10 protein-coding genes are annotated in these 13,743 nt (G+C 65.4%); 8 read left to right on the top strand and 2 right to left on the bottom strand.

Translation table 11 applies throughout. From position 1 onward, the window contains the following. Positions 1–78 precede the first annotated feature (78 nt). The 6 genes from T8S45_RS04550 (at position 79) to T8S45_RS04525 (ending at position 8,600) form a co-directional block, all read left to right on the top strand. Complete coding sequence (locus T8S45_RS04550) at positions 79–1,479, top strand: helix-turn-helix domain-containing protein (RefSeq protein WP_322294841.1); 1,401 nt, start codon at positions 79–81, stop codon at positions 1,477–1,479. Between the two features lie 69 nt (positions 1,480–1,548). Next, on the top strand, positions 1,549–1,833 hold the full coding sequence (locus T8S45_RS04545) for a hypothetical protein (RefSeq protein ID WP_322294840.1): 285 nt from the start codon (positions 1,549–1,551) through the stop codon (positions 1,831–1,833). A 111-nt stretch (positions 1,834–1,944) separates the two neighbouring features. After that, complete coding sequence (locus T8S45_RS04540) at positions 1,945–3,327, top strand: TIGR03013 family XrtA/PEP-CTERM system glycosyltransferase (RefSeq protein ID WP_322294839.1); 1,383 nt, start codon at positions 1,945–1,947, stop codon at positions 3,325–3,327. Beyond that, complete coding sequence (gene prsK, locus T8S45_RS04535; RefSeq protein WP_322294838.1) at positions 3,324–5,435, top strand: XrtA/PEP-CTERM system histidine kinase PrsK; 2,112 nt, start codon at positions 3,324–3,326, stop codon at positions 5,433–5,435. The genes T8S45_RS04540 and prsK overlap by 4 nt, the downstream gene beginning before the upstream one ends. Then, positions 5,432–6,793, top strand: a complete 1,362-nt coding sequence (gene prsR, locus T8S45_RS04530) for a PEP-CTERM-box response regulator transcription factor (RefSeq protein WP_322294837.1) — start codon at positions 5,432–5,434, stop codon at positions 6,791–6,793. The genes prsK and prsR overlap by 4 nt, the downstream gene beginning before the upstream one ends. After that, a complete protein-coding gene (locus T8S45_RS04525; protein WP_322294836.1) occupies positions 6,777–8,600 on the top strand; it encodes a tetratricopeptide repeat protein in 1,824 nt (607 codons plus the stop codon). The genes prsR and T8S45_RS04525 overlap by 17 nt, the downstream gene beginning before the upstream one ends. Here the strand turns inward: T8S45_RS04525 and T8S45_RS04520 are convergent. Together T8S45_RS04520 and panB are read right to left on the bottom strand one after the other, a co-directional pair. After that, positions 8,566–9,624 carry a DUF475 domain-containing protein gene (locus T8S45_RS04520; protein WP_322294835.1) on the bottom strand — a complete coding sequence of 353 codons (1,059 nt, stop codon included), beginning with the start codon at positions 9,622–9,624 and terminating at the stop codon, positions 8,566–8,568. The genes T8S45_RS04525 and T8S45_RS04520 overlap by 35 nt on opposite strands. Positions 9,625–9,630: 6 nt before the next feature. Further along, positions 9,631–10,503 (bottom strand): 3-methyl-2-oxobutanoate hydroxymethyltransferase, encoded by an 873-nt coding sequence (gene panB, locus T8S45_RS04515; RefSeq protein ID WP_188641833.1) that lies wholly within the window; start codon positions 10,501–10,503, stop codon positions 9,631–9,633. Positions 10,504–10,599: 96 nt separating this feature from the next. Here panB and T8S45_RS04510 point away from each other — a divergent pair, with 96 nt between their 5' ends. Together T8S45_RS04510 and T8S45_RS04505 are read left to right on the top strand one after the other, a co-directional pair. After that, complete coding sequence (locus T8S45_RS04510; RefSeq protein WP_229658102.1) at positions 10,600–12,045, top strand: sodium-dependent transporter; 1,446 nt, start codon at positions 10,600–10,602, stop codon at positions 12,043–12,045. A gap of 115 nt (positions 12,046–12,160) precedes the next feature. Further along, complete coding sequence (locus T8S45_RS04505) at positions 12,161–13,726, top strand: amino acid permease (RefSeq protein WP_322295189.1); 1,566 nt, start codon at positions 12,161–12,163, stop codon at positions 13,724–13,726. Positions 13,727–13,743 lie beyond the last annotated feature (17 nt).

Genomic DNA, 13,743 nt, shown 5'->3' with positions numbered 1-13,743 from the left:
GAAAAATTGACAAAATAACTTGTCGCACTTGCCGTTTCAGCGCAGAAAACGCTGTAAGGATGTAAAGAAAGTGACAGGATGGTCGAACAATCATCGGTTCTCGGCGGGGCTGCACTTCGCAGGATCCGCCGCCGCGAGGGGCTGACCCAGGCCGCGATGGCCGACCGGCTCGACATCTCGCCGAGCTATCTCAACCTGCTCGAGCGCAACCGGCGCCCCATCTCGGCACGCCTGATGGTCTCGCTCGCCGAGGCGTTCGATTTCGATCCGCGCGACCTGCGGCAGGAAGAACAGGTCGGCGGGATCGACGGGTTGCGACGGCGGCTCGCCGACGAGCGTTTCGCCGACCTGCAAATCGATCGCGAGGACGTGGTCGAGTGGTTGTCGGCGGCACCGCAGGCTGCCGTTGCATTCGCCCGCTTGTTCGACGCGGGCGCTGCGGGCGGGGGCAGCGCGGATCAATCGCCGGCGATCGAGGTCCGCCGCGAAATCGAGCGCTGGCGCAATCATTTTGCCGATCTCGACCATGCGGCCGAAGCCCTCGCTGACGAGCTGCGGCTGTCGACCAGCGACCTGTTCGCCGCACTTTCGACCCGGCTGCGCGAAAAGCACCAGCTTTCGGTCCGGATCGTACCCGGCGAGGTGATCCCGGGCCTCGTCCGGCGGCTCGATTTCCACGCCCGGCAATTGCAGTTGTCAGAGATGCTGCCCCCGCATTCGCGCACCTTCCAGCTCGCGCTCGAAATGGCCCAGCTCGAGGCGCGCGAATTGCTCGCCTCGCTCTCCGAGGCTGGAGATTTCTCGTCCGACCAGGCGCGGACGCTCTATCGTCGCCACCTCGCTGGATACTATGCCGCCGCCCTGATTATGCCCTATGGGCGTTTCCTGCGGGCGTGCGAGGCGACCCGCTACGATTTCGCGATTCTCGAACGGCGCTTCGGGGTGGGCTTCGAACAGCTCGCACACCGCCTCACCACGCTGCAGCGCGTCGGCCAGCGCGGTTTGCCGTTCTTCATGCTCCGGGTCGATCGGGCGGGCCAGTTTTCCAAGCGATATGTCGGCGCGAGCGAGGCTGATTTCCTCGAGAGTGAGGGAAGCTGTCCGCTCTGGCGGTTGCATCATGCCTTCGAAAACGGCGGCAGGCTGGCGACCCAGCATGTAGCGGTCCAACAGGTCGATGGACGCGAAACCCGATGGCTGACTTTCTCCAAGCGGGTTGAGCGCGGCAGTGCGGGGGGCGATCGCCCGGGCGAGTTCGTCGTCGGTCTCGGCATTGCGGCACGATTGGCCGAAAGCCTCGCCGGCGCGCGCGGCCTGGCGCTCGCCGACGAGGGCGCGGAGCGGATCGGCCCGGCCTGCGTTCGCTGCCCGCGCGAGGATTGTCTCCAGCGTTCGCTCCCGCCGCACGGGCGAACGCTCCGCTTCGAACGTCACACCGCGCCAACAACCCCGTTTCCGCTCGCCGATTCGCCGGTTTGACCTGCAAACGCGGGAGGGAACCGGGACGCATGCCGTCGGTTTCCGACTGACACTATTGGGAGAAGGATAATGACCGAAGAGCGTACCACGAGAGTGCAGGATCCCGATGGCTCGACGCATACGACGACGACCGTCGTTCACGACGAACCGGCGCGAAGCGGCGGTTCGGGATGGCTAATTGCGCTCGTGCTGATCATTGCGGTGATCGCGGCCATCTGGTTCTTCACCCAGCAATCGGGGTCCGAAATCGCCAAGGACAACGCGGTCGCCGGGGCGGCGGAAGCGGTCGAAGGGGCCGCGGAGAGCGTCGACCAGGCGGCAGACAGCGCGCGCGAGCAACTCGACGGCGAATAACGCCAACCTGTCGGCGCGCCTTACAGCGTAAAGCGCGCCGACACTGTAAAATTTACCGACATTTCATAATCCCGGGCTATATAGTCCCTCGATAAGGGGCGGCTTGGGACCATGATCCGCGTATTCAAACACTACGTTTCGCACGCAGTGCTGGTGCTCGGCGCGCTCGACGCGCTGTTGCTGGTGCTGTGCGGCGAAGCGGCATGGCGTTTGCGCGCCTATCAGGCGGGGATCCATCCCGGCTTCTTTGCCGATCGTGCGGGGAGCCTGGTGATCTACGCCTTGCTGGCACTGACCACGCTTGCGGCGGTGGGCCTCTATCGCGCCGAGGAACTGCGCTCGCCGCGCTATGCGCTCGCGCGGTTGCTGGTCGGCCTGTCGCTGACGGTATTCGTCATCGGTTTCGTGGGATTCTTCTTCCCCGGAGCGACCTTCTGGCGTTCGACCCTGCTCTCGGCACTGATGCTGTCCGGCGCGGCCTTGCTCGCCTTGCGGATCGTGCTCGACAAGGCGATCGACGTCGAAGGTTTCAAACGGCGCGTCGTCGTGCTCGGTGCGGGCCAGCGCGCGGCGCGACTCAAGGCGCTGTCGCTGCGCCCGGAAAGCGGGTTCCGGATCGTCGGTTTTGTCGCGATGACCGAGCAGTCGGCGGTTGCGGAGGCGATTCCGCGCGCCGATATCGCCGATCTCTCGCGCCACATCGACCGGCTTGACGGGACCGAGGTGGTCCTCGCGCTCGAGGAGCGACGCAATTCGCTGCCGTTGAAGGACCTGCTCAAGGTCAAGACGGCGGGTGTCTCGGTCAACGAGTTCTCGAGCTTTCTCGAACGCGAGACCGGACGGGTCGATCTCGACACGCTCAATCCGAGCTGGTTGATATTCTCGGACGGGTTCTCCTCCGGTCGCGCGATTTCGAGTGCGGTCAAGCGCGGCTTCGATATCGTCGCCTCGGGGCTCGTGCTTGTCCTGACTGCGCCGATCGTCCTGCTGTTCGCACTGCTGGTCAAGCTCGATAGCCGGGGTCCGGCCTTCTATCGCCAGACGAGGGTCGGGCATTACGGCCAGCAATTCGATCTCATCAAGCTGCGCTCGATGGGAACCGACGCCGAACGCGGCGGCGCGCAATACGCGCAGGAAAACGATCCGCGCATCACCCGGGTCGGGCGCTTCATCCGCGCCACCCGGATCGACGAGCTGCCGCAATGCTGGAACGTGCTGAAGGGCGATATGAGCTTCGTCGGCCCGCGTCCCGAACGCCCGCAATTCGTTCGCGAGCTCGACGAAGTGCTGCCCTATTATGCCGAGCGCCATATCGTGAAGCCGGGCATCACGGGCTGGGCTCAGGTCAATTATCCCTACGGTGCCTCGATCGAGGATTCGCGGCACAAGCTCGAATACGACCTCTATTATGCGAAGAACTATTCGCTGTTTCTCGACCTGCTGATCGCGCTTCAGACACTGCGGGTGGTCCTGTGGAACGAGGGCTCGCGATGATCGACGTGCCCGCCGCCTTCGCCAACCTGACCTACATTGCCGGGGCTGCGTCCGCCGCGGGGGTTGCGGCGTGGATCTATCCTCGCCGTGAGCGCTTCGGCAGGGCCGGGGGGGCAATTGTCGCAGCGCTGCTCATTTCCGCGATCTGGTGCGTGGTGGCGCTCTCGGGCGGCGGCGTGAACATCGCCGGGGCGATCGCCTTCAGCGCGACCTATCTCGCATGGCTGTTCGCAACCTATCGCCTGTTCTCAATCGATGGTCGCGATCAAAGCCTCAAGCCGATCCGTTCGGTCGCGCTGGTGCTGTGCTTCGTCGAGGCGCTCCAGCTGGCACTGGCGGTCGCGATGCCGAGCCTGCCACTCGAAGGCGAGTCGGCGCGCGTGGTTTTCAGCCTGTTGGTGCTGTTCCGCTTGATGGTCGCGGTCGGTGCGCTGGTCCTGGTCCACAACCTTTATGTCGGCGGGGGCGCTTCGGCGCGCAAGCTGCTGCGCTGGCCGGCGAGCGCGCTGGCGCTGATGTGGGTCTACGACCTCAACTTCTTCACCATCGCCTACCTGACCGGCGGCATCCCGGAGACCTTCGCGGCGCTGCGCGGACTGTTGCCGCTGGCGATGGCGGCGCTGATCGCGCCGGGCGCTGCGGTGACGGGCCGTGCACTCAAGCTCGCCCCCTCCCGATCGGTGGCGTTCCAGAGTTTCTCGCTGATGGTGATCGGCGGCTATCTCGTCGCGATGGTCGGGATCGCGCAATGGCTCGCCTATCTCGGCGGCGATTTCGCGCGGACCATACAGCTCGCCTTCGTGGTCACCGCATCGGTGATCGCGGTCTTGTTCCTGCCCTCCGCCAAGCTGCGCAGCTGGCTCAAGGTCACGCTCACCAAGCACCTGTTCCAGCACCGCTACGACTATCGCGAGGAGTGGCTGCGGTTCACCCGCACGATCGGGCGTGCGGGAGAGGCGACCACGCCGCTGTTCGAACGCGCGGTGCACGCGATCGCCGATATTACAGACAGCCCCGGCGGGATCCTGCTCGTCCCGGGGGAAAACGGCGACCTCCAGCTCGCCGCGCGCTGGAACTGGGCGTCGCTCGACGTGCCGGCATCGGCCATGAGCGCCGAGCAGGCCGATTTCTTCACCCGCGAGGATTTCATCGTCGATCTCGATGCGATGCGCAGCGGCGAATCGCAGGCGCGCGAAAGCGAGTTCGTGCCAGAATGGCTGACCGCGGCCGAACGGGCATGGGCGATGGTTCCGCTGATCCATTACAAGCGCCTGACCGGGATGGTCGTGCTGATGCGGCCGCAATATTCGCGCCAGCTCGACTGGGAGGACTTCGATTTGCTCAAGGTCGCGGGCCGACAACTCGGCAGCTACCTCGCCGAACGCGAAGGTCAGGAGGCGCTGGTCGAATCGCGCCAGTTCGACGAGTTCAATCGCCGCATCGCCTTCGTCATGCACGACATCAAGAACCTCGCCAGCCAGCTGACCCTGCTCGCGCGCAATGCGGAGAAACATGCCGAAAATGCCGAATTCCGGCAGGACATGCTGGTGACGCTGCGCAATTCGGCCGAAAAGCTCAACGGCTTGCTCGCGCGGCTCGGGCGCTACAATGCGGGCGAAGCCGTCGCGCCCGGCGCGGTCGAGATCGGCGAACTGCTCGAACAGATGCGGTCGCGGTTCGCGCCGATCCACCCCATCGAATTGACGATGAAGGACAAGATCGCCGTCCATGCCGACCGGCATGCGCTCGAACAGGTCCTCGCGCACCTGATCCAGAACGCGATCGATGCGACGAGCGACGACACCGCGGTGCTCGTCAACCTGAAGCGCGACAGTGCACACGGTGTGATCGAAATCATCGACTCGGGCACGGGAATGAGCCCCGACTTCGTGCGCGGAGGGCTGTTCAAGCCGTTCGTGTCATCCAAGCCGGGCGGGTTCGGTATCGGTGCCTTCGAAGCACGCGAACTGGTCAAGGCGATGCGCGGACGGCTCGAAGTCGAATCGCGCGAAGGGCTTGGCTCGCGCTTTGTTGTCCTGCTCCCGCTCGCCGAACTTTCCAGACTCTACCACAATCAAGAGCGCAATAGCGCGGAGGCCGCCGAATGAGCGAACCCAAACCCAAACTGCTGATCGTCGAGGACGACGAGGGCCTGCAGGCACAGCTCAAATGGGCCTACGAGGACTTCGAGGTGGTCGCCGCCACCGATCGCGCTTCGGCAATCGCCGCGCTACGGTCCGAAAGCCCGGCTGTGGTAACGCTCGATCTCGGCCTGCCGCCCGATCCAGACGGTACCAGCGAAGGCTTCGCCGTGCTCGACGAAATCATGGCGCTCAAGCCCGACACGAAGGTCGTCGTCGCGAGTGGGCACGGAGCCCGCGAAAGCGCGCTCGAAGCGATCGCCAAGGGTGCCTACGACTTCTACCGCAAGCCGGTCGATATCGAGCAGCTCGGCCTGATCGTGCGCCGCGCACTGCAATTGCACCGGATCGAGGAAGAGAACCGCAAGCTCGCCGCGCGGGCAGGCGACGACAACAAGGTGCTCGGGCGGATGATCACTGCGGCGCCTGAAATGGTGCGCGTCGCCCGGACGATCGAGCGAGTCGCCAACACCGCCGTCTCGGTGATGCTGCTCGGTGCGAGCGGGACGGGCAAGGAACTGCTTGCGCGTGGCCTGCACGATGCCAGCGACCGGGCCGATGGCGAGTTCGTCGCGATCAACTGCGCGGCGATTCCGGAGAACCTGCTCGAAAGCGAGTTGTTCGGGCACGAGAAGGGCGCGTTCACCGGTGCGATCAAGACCACCGAGGGCAAGATCGAGCAGGCCGATGGCGGGACGCTGTTCCTCGACGAGGTCGGCGACATCCAGCTGCCGCTGCAGGTCAAGCTGCTGCGGTTCCTGCAGGAGCGCGTGATCGAGCGCGTCGGTAGCCGCAAGTCGATCCCGGTCGATACGCGAATCGTCTGCGCCACCCACCAGAATCTCGAGGCGATGATCACCGACGGGCGTTTCCGCGAGGATCTCTATTATCGTCTCGCCGAGATCGTGGTGAAGATCCCGTCGCTCGCCGAACGTCCGGGCGATGCCGCGCTGCTCGCCAAGGCATTCCTCGCCAATTACGCGTCCGAGATGAACCCGTCGGTGAAGGGTTTCGCGCCCGATGCCTTGCAGGCGATCGACGAGTGGAACTGGCCCGGCAATGTCCGCGAGCTCGAGAACCGCGTGAAACGCGCGGTGATCATGACCGACGGCAAGCTGGTCGGCGCGGAGGATCTCGATCTCGGAGACGAGGACGACGAGGCCGACGTCCTCAACCTCAAGGCCGCGCGCGAGAAGACCGACCGCAAGGTGATCCGCCGCGCGCTGTCGCGGACCGACGGGAACATCTCGAGCACCGCCAAGCTGCTCGGGATCAGCCGGCCCACGCTGTACGACCTGCTCAAGCAGTATGACCTGCAGACCTGACCGGTCGAGCCGCCGCCGCCTCTCGCTCGGCCTCGCGCTGGCCTTGTGTGCCGGCGGGGCCGCCGTCGCGGCTCCGGCGCAGCTCGATACGGCGCGCGATGCCGTGGCCCGCGGCGACACCGTCGCCGCGGATGTCGCGCTCGACCGGATCGAGGCCCGCGGCGTGCAGCCCGGGACGATCGCGGTATTGCGCGGTGAGAACTGCCTGCTCGAAGGCAATTTGTCGTGTGCCCGGCAATGGCTGGAGCCCGGAGAATTCGCCGAGGGAGAAGCGCTGCGCGGTTTCCAGCTGCTCGGGCGGCTCGAACGACGCGCGGGCAACCCGGCGGCCGCGGCCCAGGCTTATGACCGGGCGCTCGCGATCGACAATCGCAATCCCGATCTGTGGGTCGATATTGCGGAGTTCCGCTATACCGGGAGCGAGGAGGCACTGGCCTTCGATGCCCTGGCCTTCGCGCTGAAGCTCGACCCGCGCCATCCACGTGCGCTTGCCCTCCAGGCGCGTCTGGTCCGCCAGCGGGACGGCCTACTGCCCGCGCTCCCATTCTTCGTCGAGGCGATCGATGCCGCGCCGGGCGATCTCGCCCTGCTGCTCGATTATGCGGCGACGCTGGGCGAAGCGGGGCAGGCCACGACGTTCCTCGCCGCCTCGCGGTCCGTCGCCGAGCGCGGGGGTGCGAACCGAGCACTGTACCAACAGGCCGTGCTGGCAGCCCGGGCGGGCGATTTCGAGACCGCGCAGACCTTGATCGAGCGGGTGCCGTCGCAGGGCGAAAGCGACGGCGCGGCGGCATTTCGCGCGATCGTCGCGCTCGAAACCGACCGGGTCAGGAATGCGCAGCAGCAGTTCGAACGACTCTACAACCGCGACCCGGAAGACCGGGTGATCGCACGGCTGTATGCGCGCGCGCTGGTCCGCGGCGATCGCAACAGCGCGATCGTCACGATCTTCGGGGGGAGGGCGGCGAGCGCCAATGCCGATCCCTATCTAAAGACGATTGTGGCGCGCGCCTATGAACGTCTTGGCCGGCGCAGCGAGGCAGCCTCCTTCCTGGACGCTGCGCCGCAGACGACTGCACGCGGGTTTTCGGGGATCGACGCGCTCGGACCCGAGGTCGGGGCCGTCGCCTATCGCGAGGATCCGACGCGATTCGTGGCGGTGCGCGATTACGTCCGCGCCCTGATCGGTACCAACCGGAGCGCGCTTGCCCGGTCGGTCAGCGAGGAGCTGGTTGCGCGCTTTCCCGATACGCGCGATGCGCGGGTCCTGGCGGGCGATGCCGCGCTCGCCGATCGAGACATGCGCGCTGCGCTCGAGCAGTACGAGCGCGCCGCGGCGATCCGCTTCACCGACCGCCTGCTGGTGCGCATCGTCGGCGCGCTGGAAGCTTCTGGCAGGTCCGTCGAAGCGCGCAGGGTCGCGCAGTCCTACCTCGCTAAAAGGCCGGGCAATGCGACGGCTTCGCGCATCGTCGCGGCGCAGGCGGCGAATGCCGGCGACTGGGAACTTGCCCGCAGTGTGCTCGACTACCTGCTGCGTAGCTCCGGCTCGCGCGATGTCGTGTTGCTCTCGCTTGCCTCGCAGGCGGCTGCCAATCTGGGCGACGGCGAAAACGCGCTGCGGCTCGCCGAGCAGGCGATGGAATTGCAGCCCAATAACGGGCTGGCTGCTGCGAGCCTCGCTTTCGCGCACGAGCGCAACGGCGCTTCACGCGAAGTGGCACGTCGTCGCGCAGGCCTCAATCCGGATGGCTCGCGATACCCGCGCGCGCTCAATCGCCTGTGGGAAGCGGCGCGCGGCGGTTGACGCGGACCGACCACCAGAAGGAGAGGCCGATCAGCGCCGCCCCGATCAGGCCGGTGATCGTTTCGGGGATGTGCACCAGCGCGCTGAACAGCATGATTCCGCCCAGCGTGATGATCGCCCAGAACGCACCGTGTTCGAGGAACTTGTACTGCGCGAGCGTGCCCTTGCGCACGAGGTGGATGGTCATCGAACGCACGAACATCGCGCCGATCGAGAGGCCGAGCGCGATCACGACCATGTTATTCGACAGGGCGAAGGCCCCGATCACGCCGTCGAAGCTGAACGAGGCGTCGAGCACGTTGAGGTAGAGGAAGCCACCAAGGCCCGAGCGCACCACTGCGCCCTGCAGGCGTGCGGCCTCCTCCTTCATTTCGAGTACGGCATTGATCCCCTCGACCGCGATGAAGGTGACGAGACCGAGAATGCCCGCGACGACGAAAGTCAGCGCGTCTTCGGTGGGAAGCTGGGTCGAGATACCCCAGATCACCAGCAGCAGGATCGCGATCTCGATCGCCGGCAGCGCGGCGAATTTGGTGAGGTTGCGCTCCAGTACCGAAATCCAGTGCACTTCCTTGTCCGCGTCGAAGAAGAACTTGAGGCCGACCATGGCAAGGAAGGCTCCGCCGAAGCCGGCGATCCCGATATGGGCGCCGCTGACGATGCGTTCGTATTCGACCGGATCGTTGAGCGAGAGGCGGATGGTTTCCATCGGCCCGAGCCCGGCCGCGATCGCGACGATCGCGAGCGGGAAGACGATCCGCATCCCGAATACCGCAAAGGCGATCCCCCAGGTGAGGAAGCGGCGTTGCCAGACCTCGTCCATGTCCTTGAGTACCGAGGCATTGACCACGGCATTGTCGAAGCTGAGCGAAATCTCGAGCACCGATAGCACCACGATGATCCACAGCAGTTCGAGCGTGCCGAGGAAGGTGCCGCTGCTTTCCCAGCCGTACCATGTACCGAGCCCGAGACAGGCGAGCGTGAAGATCAGCGAGAAGCCGTAGAAACGAAGTAGGGTCTGCATGGGGGGTTACTTCTTGGGTTGGTAGGTCTGTTCGGGACCGGGGAAACTGCGATCGCGCACGTCCGAAGCGTATTGCGCCGCGGTGTCGGCGATCGTGGTGGCGATGTCGCCGTATTTCTTCACGAAGCGCGGAACGCGTTCGAACATGCCGAGCATGTCGTCGACCACGAGGACCTGGCCGTCGCACTTCGCCGAGGCGCCGATGCCGATTGTGGGGGCGGAGACCTGTTCGGTGATGGCGATTGCGATGGGCTCGACCACGCCCTCGATCACGATCGCGAAGGCACCGGCCTCGTCGAGCGCCTTCGCATCGCCGACGATCTTTTCGGCTTCTGCATCGCTGCGCCCGCGTGCTGCATAGCCGCCGAGCACGTTGACCGCCTGCGGGGTGAGGCCGACATGCCCCATCACCGGAATCCCGCGCTGGTTGAGGAAGGCGACCGTTTCGGCCATCGCTTCGCCGCCTTCGAGCTTGACCGCGGCGGCGCCGCTTTCCTTTAGCAGGCGGCTCGCATTCTCGAACGCCTGCTGCGGCGACTGTTCGTAGCTGCCGAAGGGCATGTCGACGATCACGACCGCGTGATAGCTGCCGCGCACAACGGCGGCGGCGTGGTTGGCCATCATCTCGAGCGTGACCGGGATCGTCGACGGCAGGCCGTAAATCACCTGGCCGAGCGAATCCCCGACCAGCAACATGTCGCAATGCTCGTCGAGCAATTGTGCCTGCCGCGCGGTGTAGGCGGTGAGCATGACGAGTGGCTCTTCGACCTTGCCGTCCTGCTTGTGCGCACGGATCTTCGGCACGGTCAGGCGCTTCATCGGCGCAGGCGTCGGATTGGCGCGTGAGGTCGAGGTGTCGAGCTGGAAAGTGGTGGACATGGCCCCCCTCTAGCAAATTGTGCACTCGACGCGAGGGGGAAGTGCTTGCTAGCAGGTCGGCGAAGGCGGCCGCTGGGGTCGCGGGAGGATTCTGGAATGGTAGCAGCCACCGATATGCACGGCATCGAAAAGCGCGAAGGCTGGTCCTCGCGTTCGGCCTTCATCCTCGCCGCGATCGGCGCGGCCGTCGGGCTCGGCAACATCTGGCGTTTCCCGACGCTGGCGGGCGAAAGCGGTGGCGGGGCCTTCGTCCTGTTCTACATCGGTTGTGTGTTCCTGCTCGGCCTTCCGCTGGTGCTGTCCGAAATCTTCATCGGCAAGGCGGGCCAGACCGACGCGGTCGGCTCGATCCGCCACGTCGCCGCGCACTCGCGGGCGAGCAAGAGCTGGGGCCTGTTTGGCGGTCTCGGCGCGCTCGCCGCGTTCCTGATCCTCAGTTTCTATTCGGTCGTCGCCGGGTGGGTGCTGTATTATGTTGGTGTGTTCGCCGCCGATTTCGGCGGTGCTCTGCTCGCGGGCGAACCGTTCCGCGGCGCGCTGGCGGGCGAGGACCACGGCGCGATACAGCAGCGGCTCGGTGACATGTTTGCCAACGTTCCCCTGCTCCTCGGCATGCATGCCGCCTTCATGGGACTGACCTTCTACATCATCGCGCGCGGTGTCGGCAGCGGTATCGAGAAGGCCGCGACGATCCTGATGCCGATGTTCTTCGCGCTGCTGGTTGGGATCGTGATCTACGGCGCCTTCGTCGGCGATTTCGGCGAAGCGGTAGCATTTCTGTTCACCCCCGACTGGTCGAAGCTGACACCCGGCGTCATGAACTCCGCGCTGGGTCAGGCGCTGTTCTCGCTTTCGCTCGGTGTGGCCGGCCTGATTACCTATGGTTCGTATATCGGGGGCTCGGACAGGCTTGGTCCGACCGCTGGGATCATTGCCGTCGCCGATACCTCGGTCGCGCTGCTCGCGGGCCTGATGATCTTCCCGATCGTGCTGTCGGTCGGGCTCGATCCCGCCGCGGGGCCGACCCTGGTATTCCAGACGCTGCCCTTCGCGTTCCAGGAAATGCCCGCCGGATCGTTGATCGGTCTGCTGTTCTTCCTCCTCATCCTCGTCGCCGCGGTAACGAGCTCGATCTCGCTCCTCGAAGTGCCGACCGCCTGGGGGATCGGCGAAATGAAGTGGAGCCGGATGAAGTCGGCCACGATCTTCGGCCTCGGCTCGTTCGTGATCGGGATCTTCTGCCTGCTCGGCTACAACGTCTGGGCCGATGTTCGCCCGCTGGGATTCTGGGACATCTTCGCGGAAACCGACATCCTCGACACGGTCGACGGCTTCACCGGCAAGATCATGCTGCCGTTGGGCGCGTTCTTCACCGCGATCTTCGTGGGCTGGAAGGCCGATCGCAGGCTGGTTGCGGAGACGACGGGGCTTTCGCGGTTTTGGCTCGGCGTGTGGCGCTTCCTGATCGCCTGGCTGTGCCCGATCGCGGTGGCGATCATCCTGGTGACGGGGCTGTTCCCCTCTATCCTCGGCCAAGGCTAATTTGCGGGTGGCGCGCAATAGCGATTGCGCGCCACACAAACGACGCTAATTCCGGCGATTGCGGACGATGAGTCGGGTAGGTCCCGGCGGCGCGGTCCGCCTGGGTCTTCCGCCGATGTTGCTGGGAAGGGTCAAGCCGCTCGAGGCAATCCTCGAGACGGCCGAAAAGAAGTCGCTCCATCGTTCGCTCGGTCCCATACAGTTGATGCTGTTCGGCATCGGCTGCATAATCGGGACAGGAATTTTCGTGCTCACCGCTGCGGGTGCGCAAAAGGCCGGCCCTGGCCTCATGCTCGCCTTCGCTATCGCAGGGGTGATCTGCGTGGTCGCGGCGCTCTGCTATGCCGAGATCGCCGCGGCGGTCCCGGTATCGGGCTCCGCCTACACTTACACCTATGCCACGATGGGCGAATTGCTCGCCTGGACCGTGGGCTGGGCGCTGGTGCTCGAATACGCAATTGCGGCCAGCGCCGTTTCGGTGGGGTGGTCCGGCTACTTCGCCGGGTCGATTCTGGGCGAGACGCTGGGGATCCATCTTCCGCCATGGCTATCGGCGGGGCCGCTCGCACTGGGCGGCGTGGAGGGCGGGTTGATCAACCTTCCTGCCGCACTGATCGCCCTGCTGGTCACCTGGCTCCTGATGATCGGAACGAGCGAAAGCGCGAAGGTCAATGCGGTGCTCGTCGCGATCAAGGTGACGGCGCTGACGATCTTCATCGCACTCACCCTGCCGCAGGTCGATGTCGAACAGTTCAATCCGTTCCTGCCTGCCGGCGTCTTCGGGGGCTTCGGTACCGGTGTGGGCGCGGTCGGCGCCGCGGCGACGATCTTCTTCGCCTATGTCGGATTCGATGCGGTCTCGACCGCGGCCGAGGAAACCCGCGACCCGCAGCGCAACGTCCCGATCGGCCTGGTCGGCTCGCTGCTGTTCTGCACGGTATTCTACATCCTCGTCGCGGCGGGAGCCATCGGGACGATCGGAGGGCAGCCGATCATGGGGCCGGGCGGGATCCCGTTCCCGGCCGGTTCCGAGGAACTGGCGCGGCAGTGCGCGCTGCCGGTCCATGCCGGTGCGTTGGTGTGTTCGGACGAAGCACTTGCACACGTGCTGCGCCAGATCGGTTATTCGGGCATTGGCAATGCACTGGGCTATGCCGCCTTCCTCGCGTTACCCTCGGTGATCCTCGTGCTGCTGTTCGCCCAGACCCGTATCTTCTTCGTGATGAGCCGCGACGGGTTGCTTCCCGAGCGACTCAGCCGCGTGCATCCCAAGTGGAAGACGCCCCACGTGGTCACCGCGCTGACCGGCGCGGTGGTGGCGCTGGGCGCGGCATTCTTCCCGGTCGGGCAACTCGCCGATATCGCCAATGCCGGCACGCTTTATGCCTTCATGATGGTAGCTGTCGCGGTGATGGTGCTGCGGCGGACCGACCCGGCGCGCAAGCGGGCGTTCCGCGTCCCCGCATTGTGGTTGATCGGGCCGGCGACGATACTCGGCTGCCTGTTCCTTTTCTTCAACCTGCCGCGCGAAGCGATGATCGTTCTTCCGGTGTGGTCAGTGATCGGCCTGGTAATCTACTTCGGTTACAGCCGGTCGCGCAGTCACCTCGGACATGGCGTGGTCGAAGTACCCGAGGCGGAACTGGACTTGATCGAGCCGGATACGCCGGCCATCCACTAGATAGAAGAAGGGCCGCG

The sequence above is a fragment of the Pseudoblastomonas marina genome (genome assembly GCF_034374265.1).
GTDB lineage: Bacteria > Pseudomonadota > Alphaproteobacteria > Sphingomonadales > Sphingomonadaceae > Alteriqipengyuania_A > Alteriqipengyuania_A marina.
This window is presented reverse-complemented; position numbering and strand designations above follow the sequence as displayed.

Excerpts from the sequence above, each read along its gene's own strand:
- T8S45_RS04550 (WP_322294841.1), top strand. The coding sequence starts at position 79 with ATGGTCGAACAATCATCGGTTCTCGGCGGGGCTGCACTTCGCAGGATC.
- T8S45_RS04545 (WP_322294840.1), top strand. The coding sequence starts at position 1,549 with ATGACCGAAGAGCGTACCACGAGAGTGCAGGATCCCGATGGCTCGACG.
- T8S45_RS04540 (WP_322294839.1), top strand. The coding sequence starts at position 1,945 with ATGATCCGCGTATTCAAACACTACGTTTCGCACGCAGTGCTGGTGCTC.
- prsK (WP_322294838.1), top strand. The coding sequence starts at position 3,324 with ATGATCGACGTGCCCGCCGCCTTCGCCAACCTGACCTACATTGCCGGG.
- prsR (WP_322294837.1), top strand. The coding sequence starts at position 5,432 with ATGAGCGAACCCAAACCCAAACTGCTGATCGTCGAGGACGACGAGGGC.
- T8S45_RS04525 (WP_322294836.1), top strand. The coding sequence starts at position 6,777 with ATGACCTGCAGACCTGACCGGTCGAGCCGCCGCCGCCTCTCGCTCGGC.
- T8S45_RS04520 (WP_322294835.1), bottom strand. The coding sequence starts at position 9,624 with ATGCAGACCCTACTTCGTTTCTACGGCTTCTCGCTGATCTTCACGCTC.
- panB (WP_188641833.1), bottom strand. The coding sequence starts at position 10,503 with ATGTCCACCACTTTCCAGCTCGACACCTCGACCTCACGCGCCAATCCG.
- T8S45_RS04510 (WP_229658102.1), top strand. The coding sequence starts at position 10,600 with ATGGTAGCAGCCACCGATATGCACGGCATCGAAAAGCGCGAAGGCTGG.
- T8S45_RS04505 (WP_322295189.1), top strand. The coding sequence starts at position 12,161 with ATGTTGCTGGGAAGGGTCAAGCCGCTCGAGGCAATCCTCGAGACGGCC.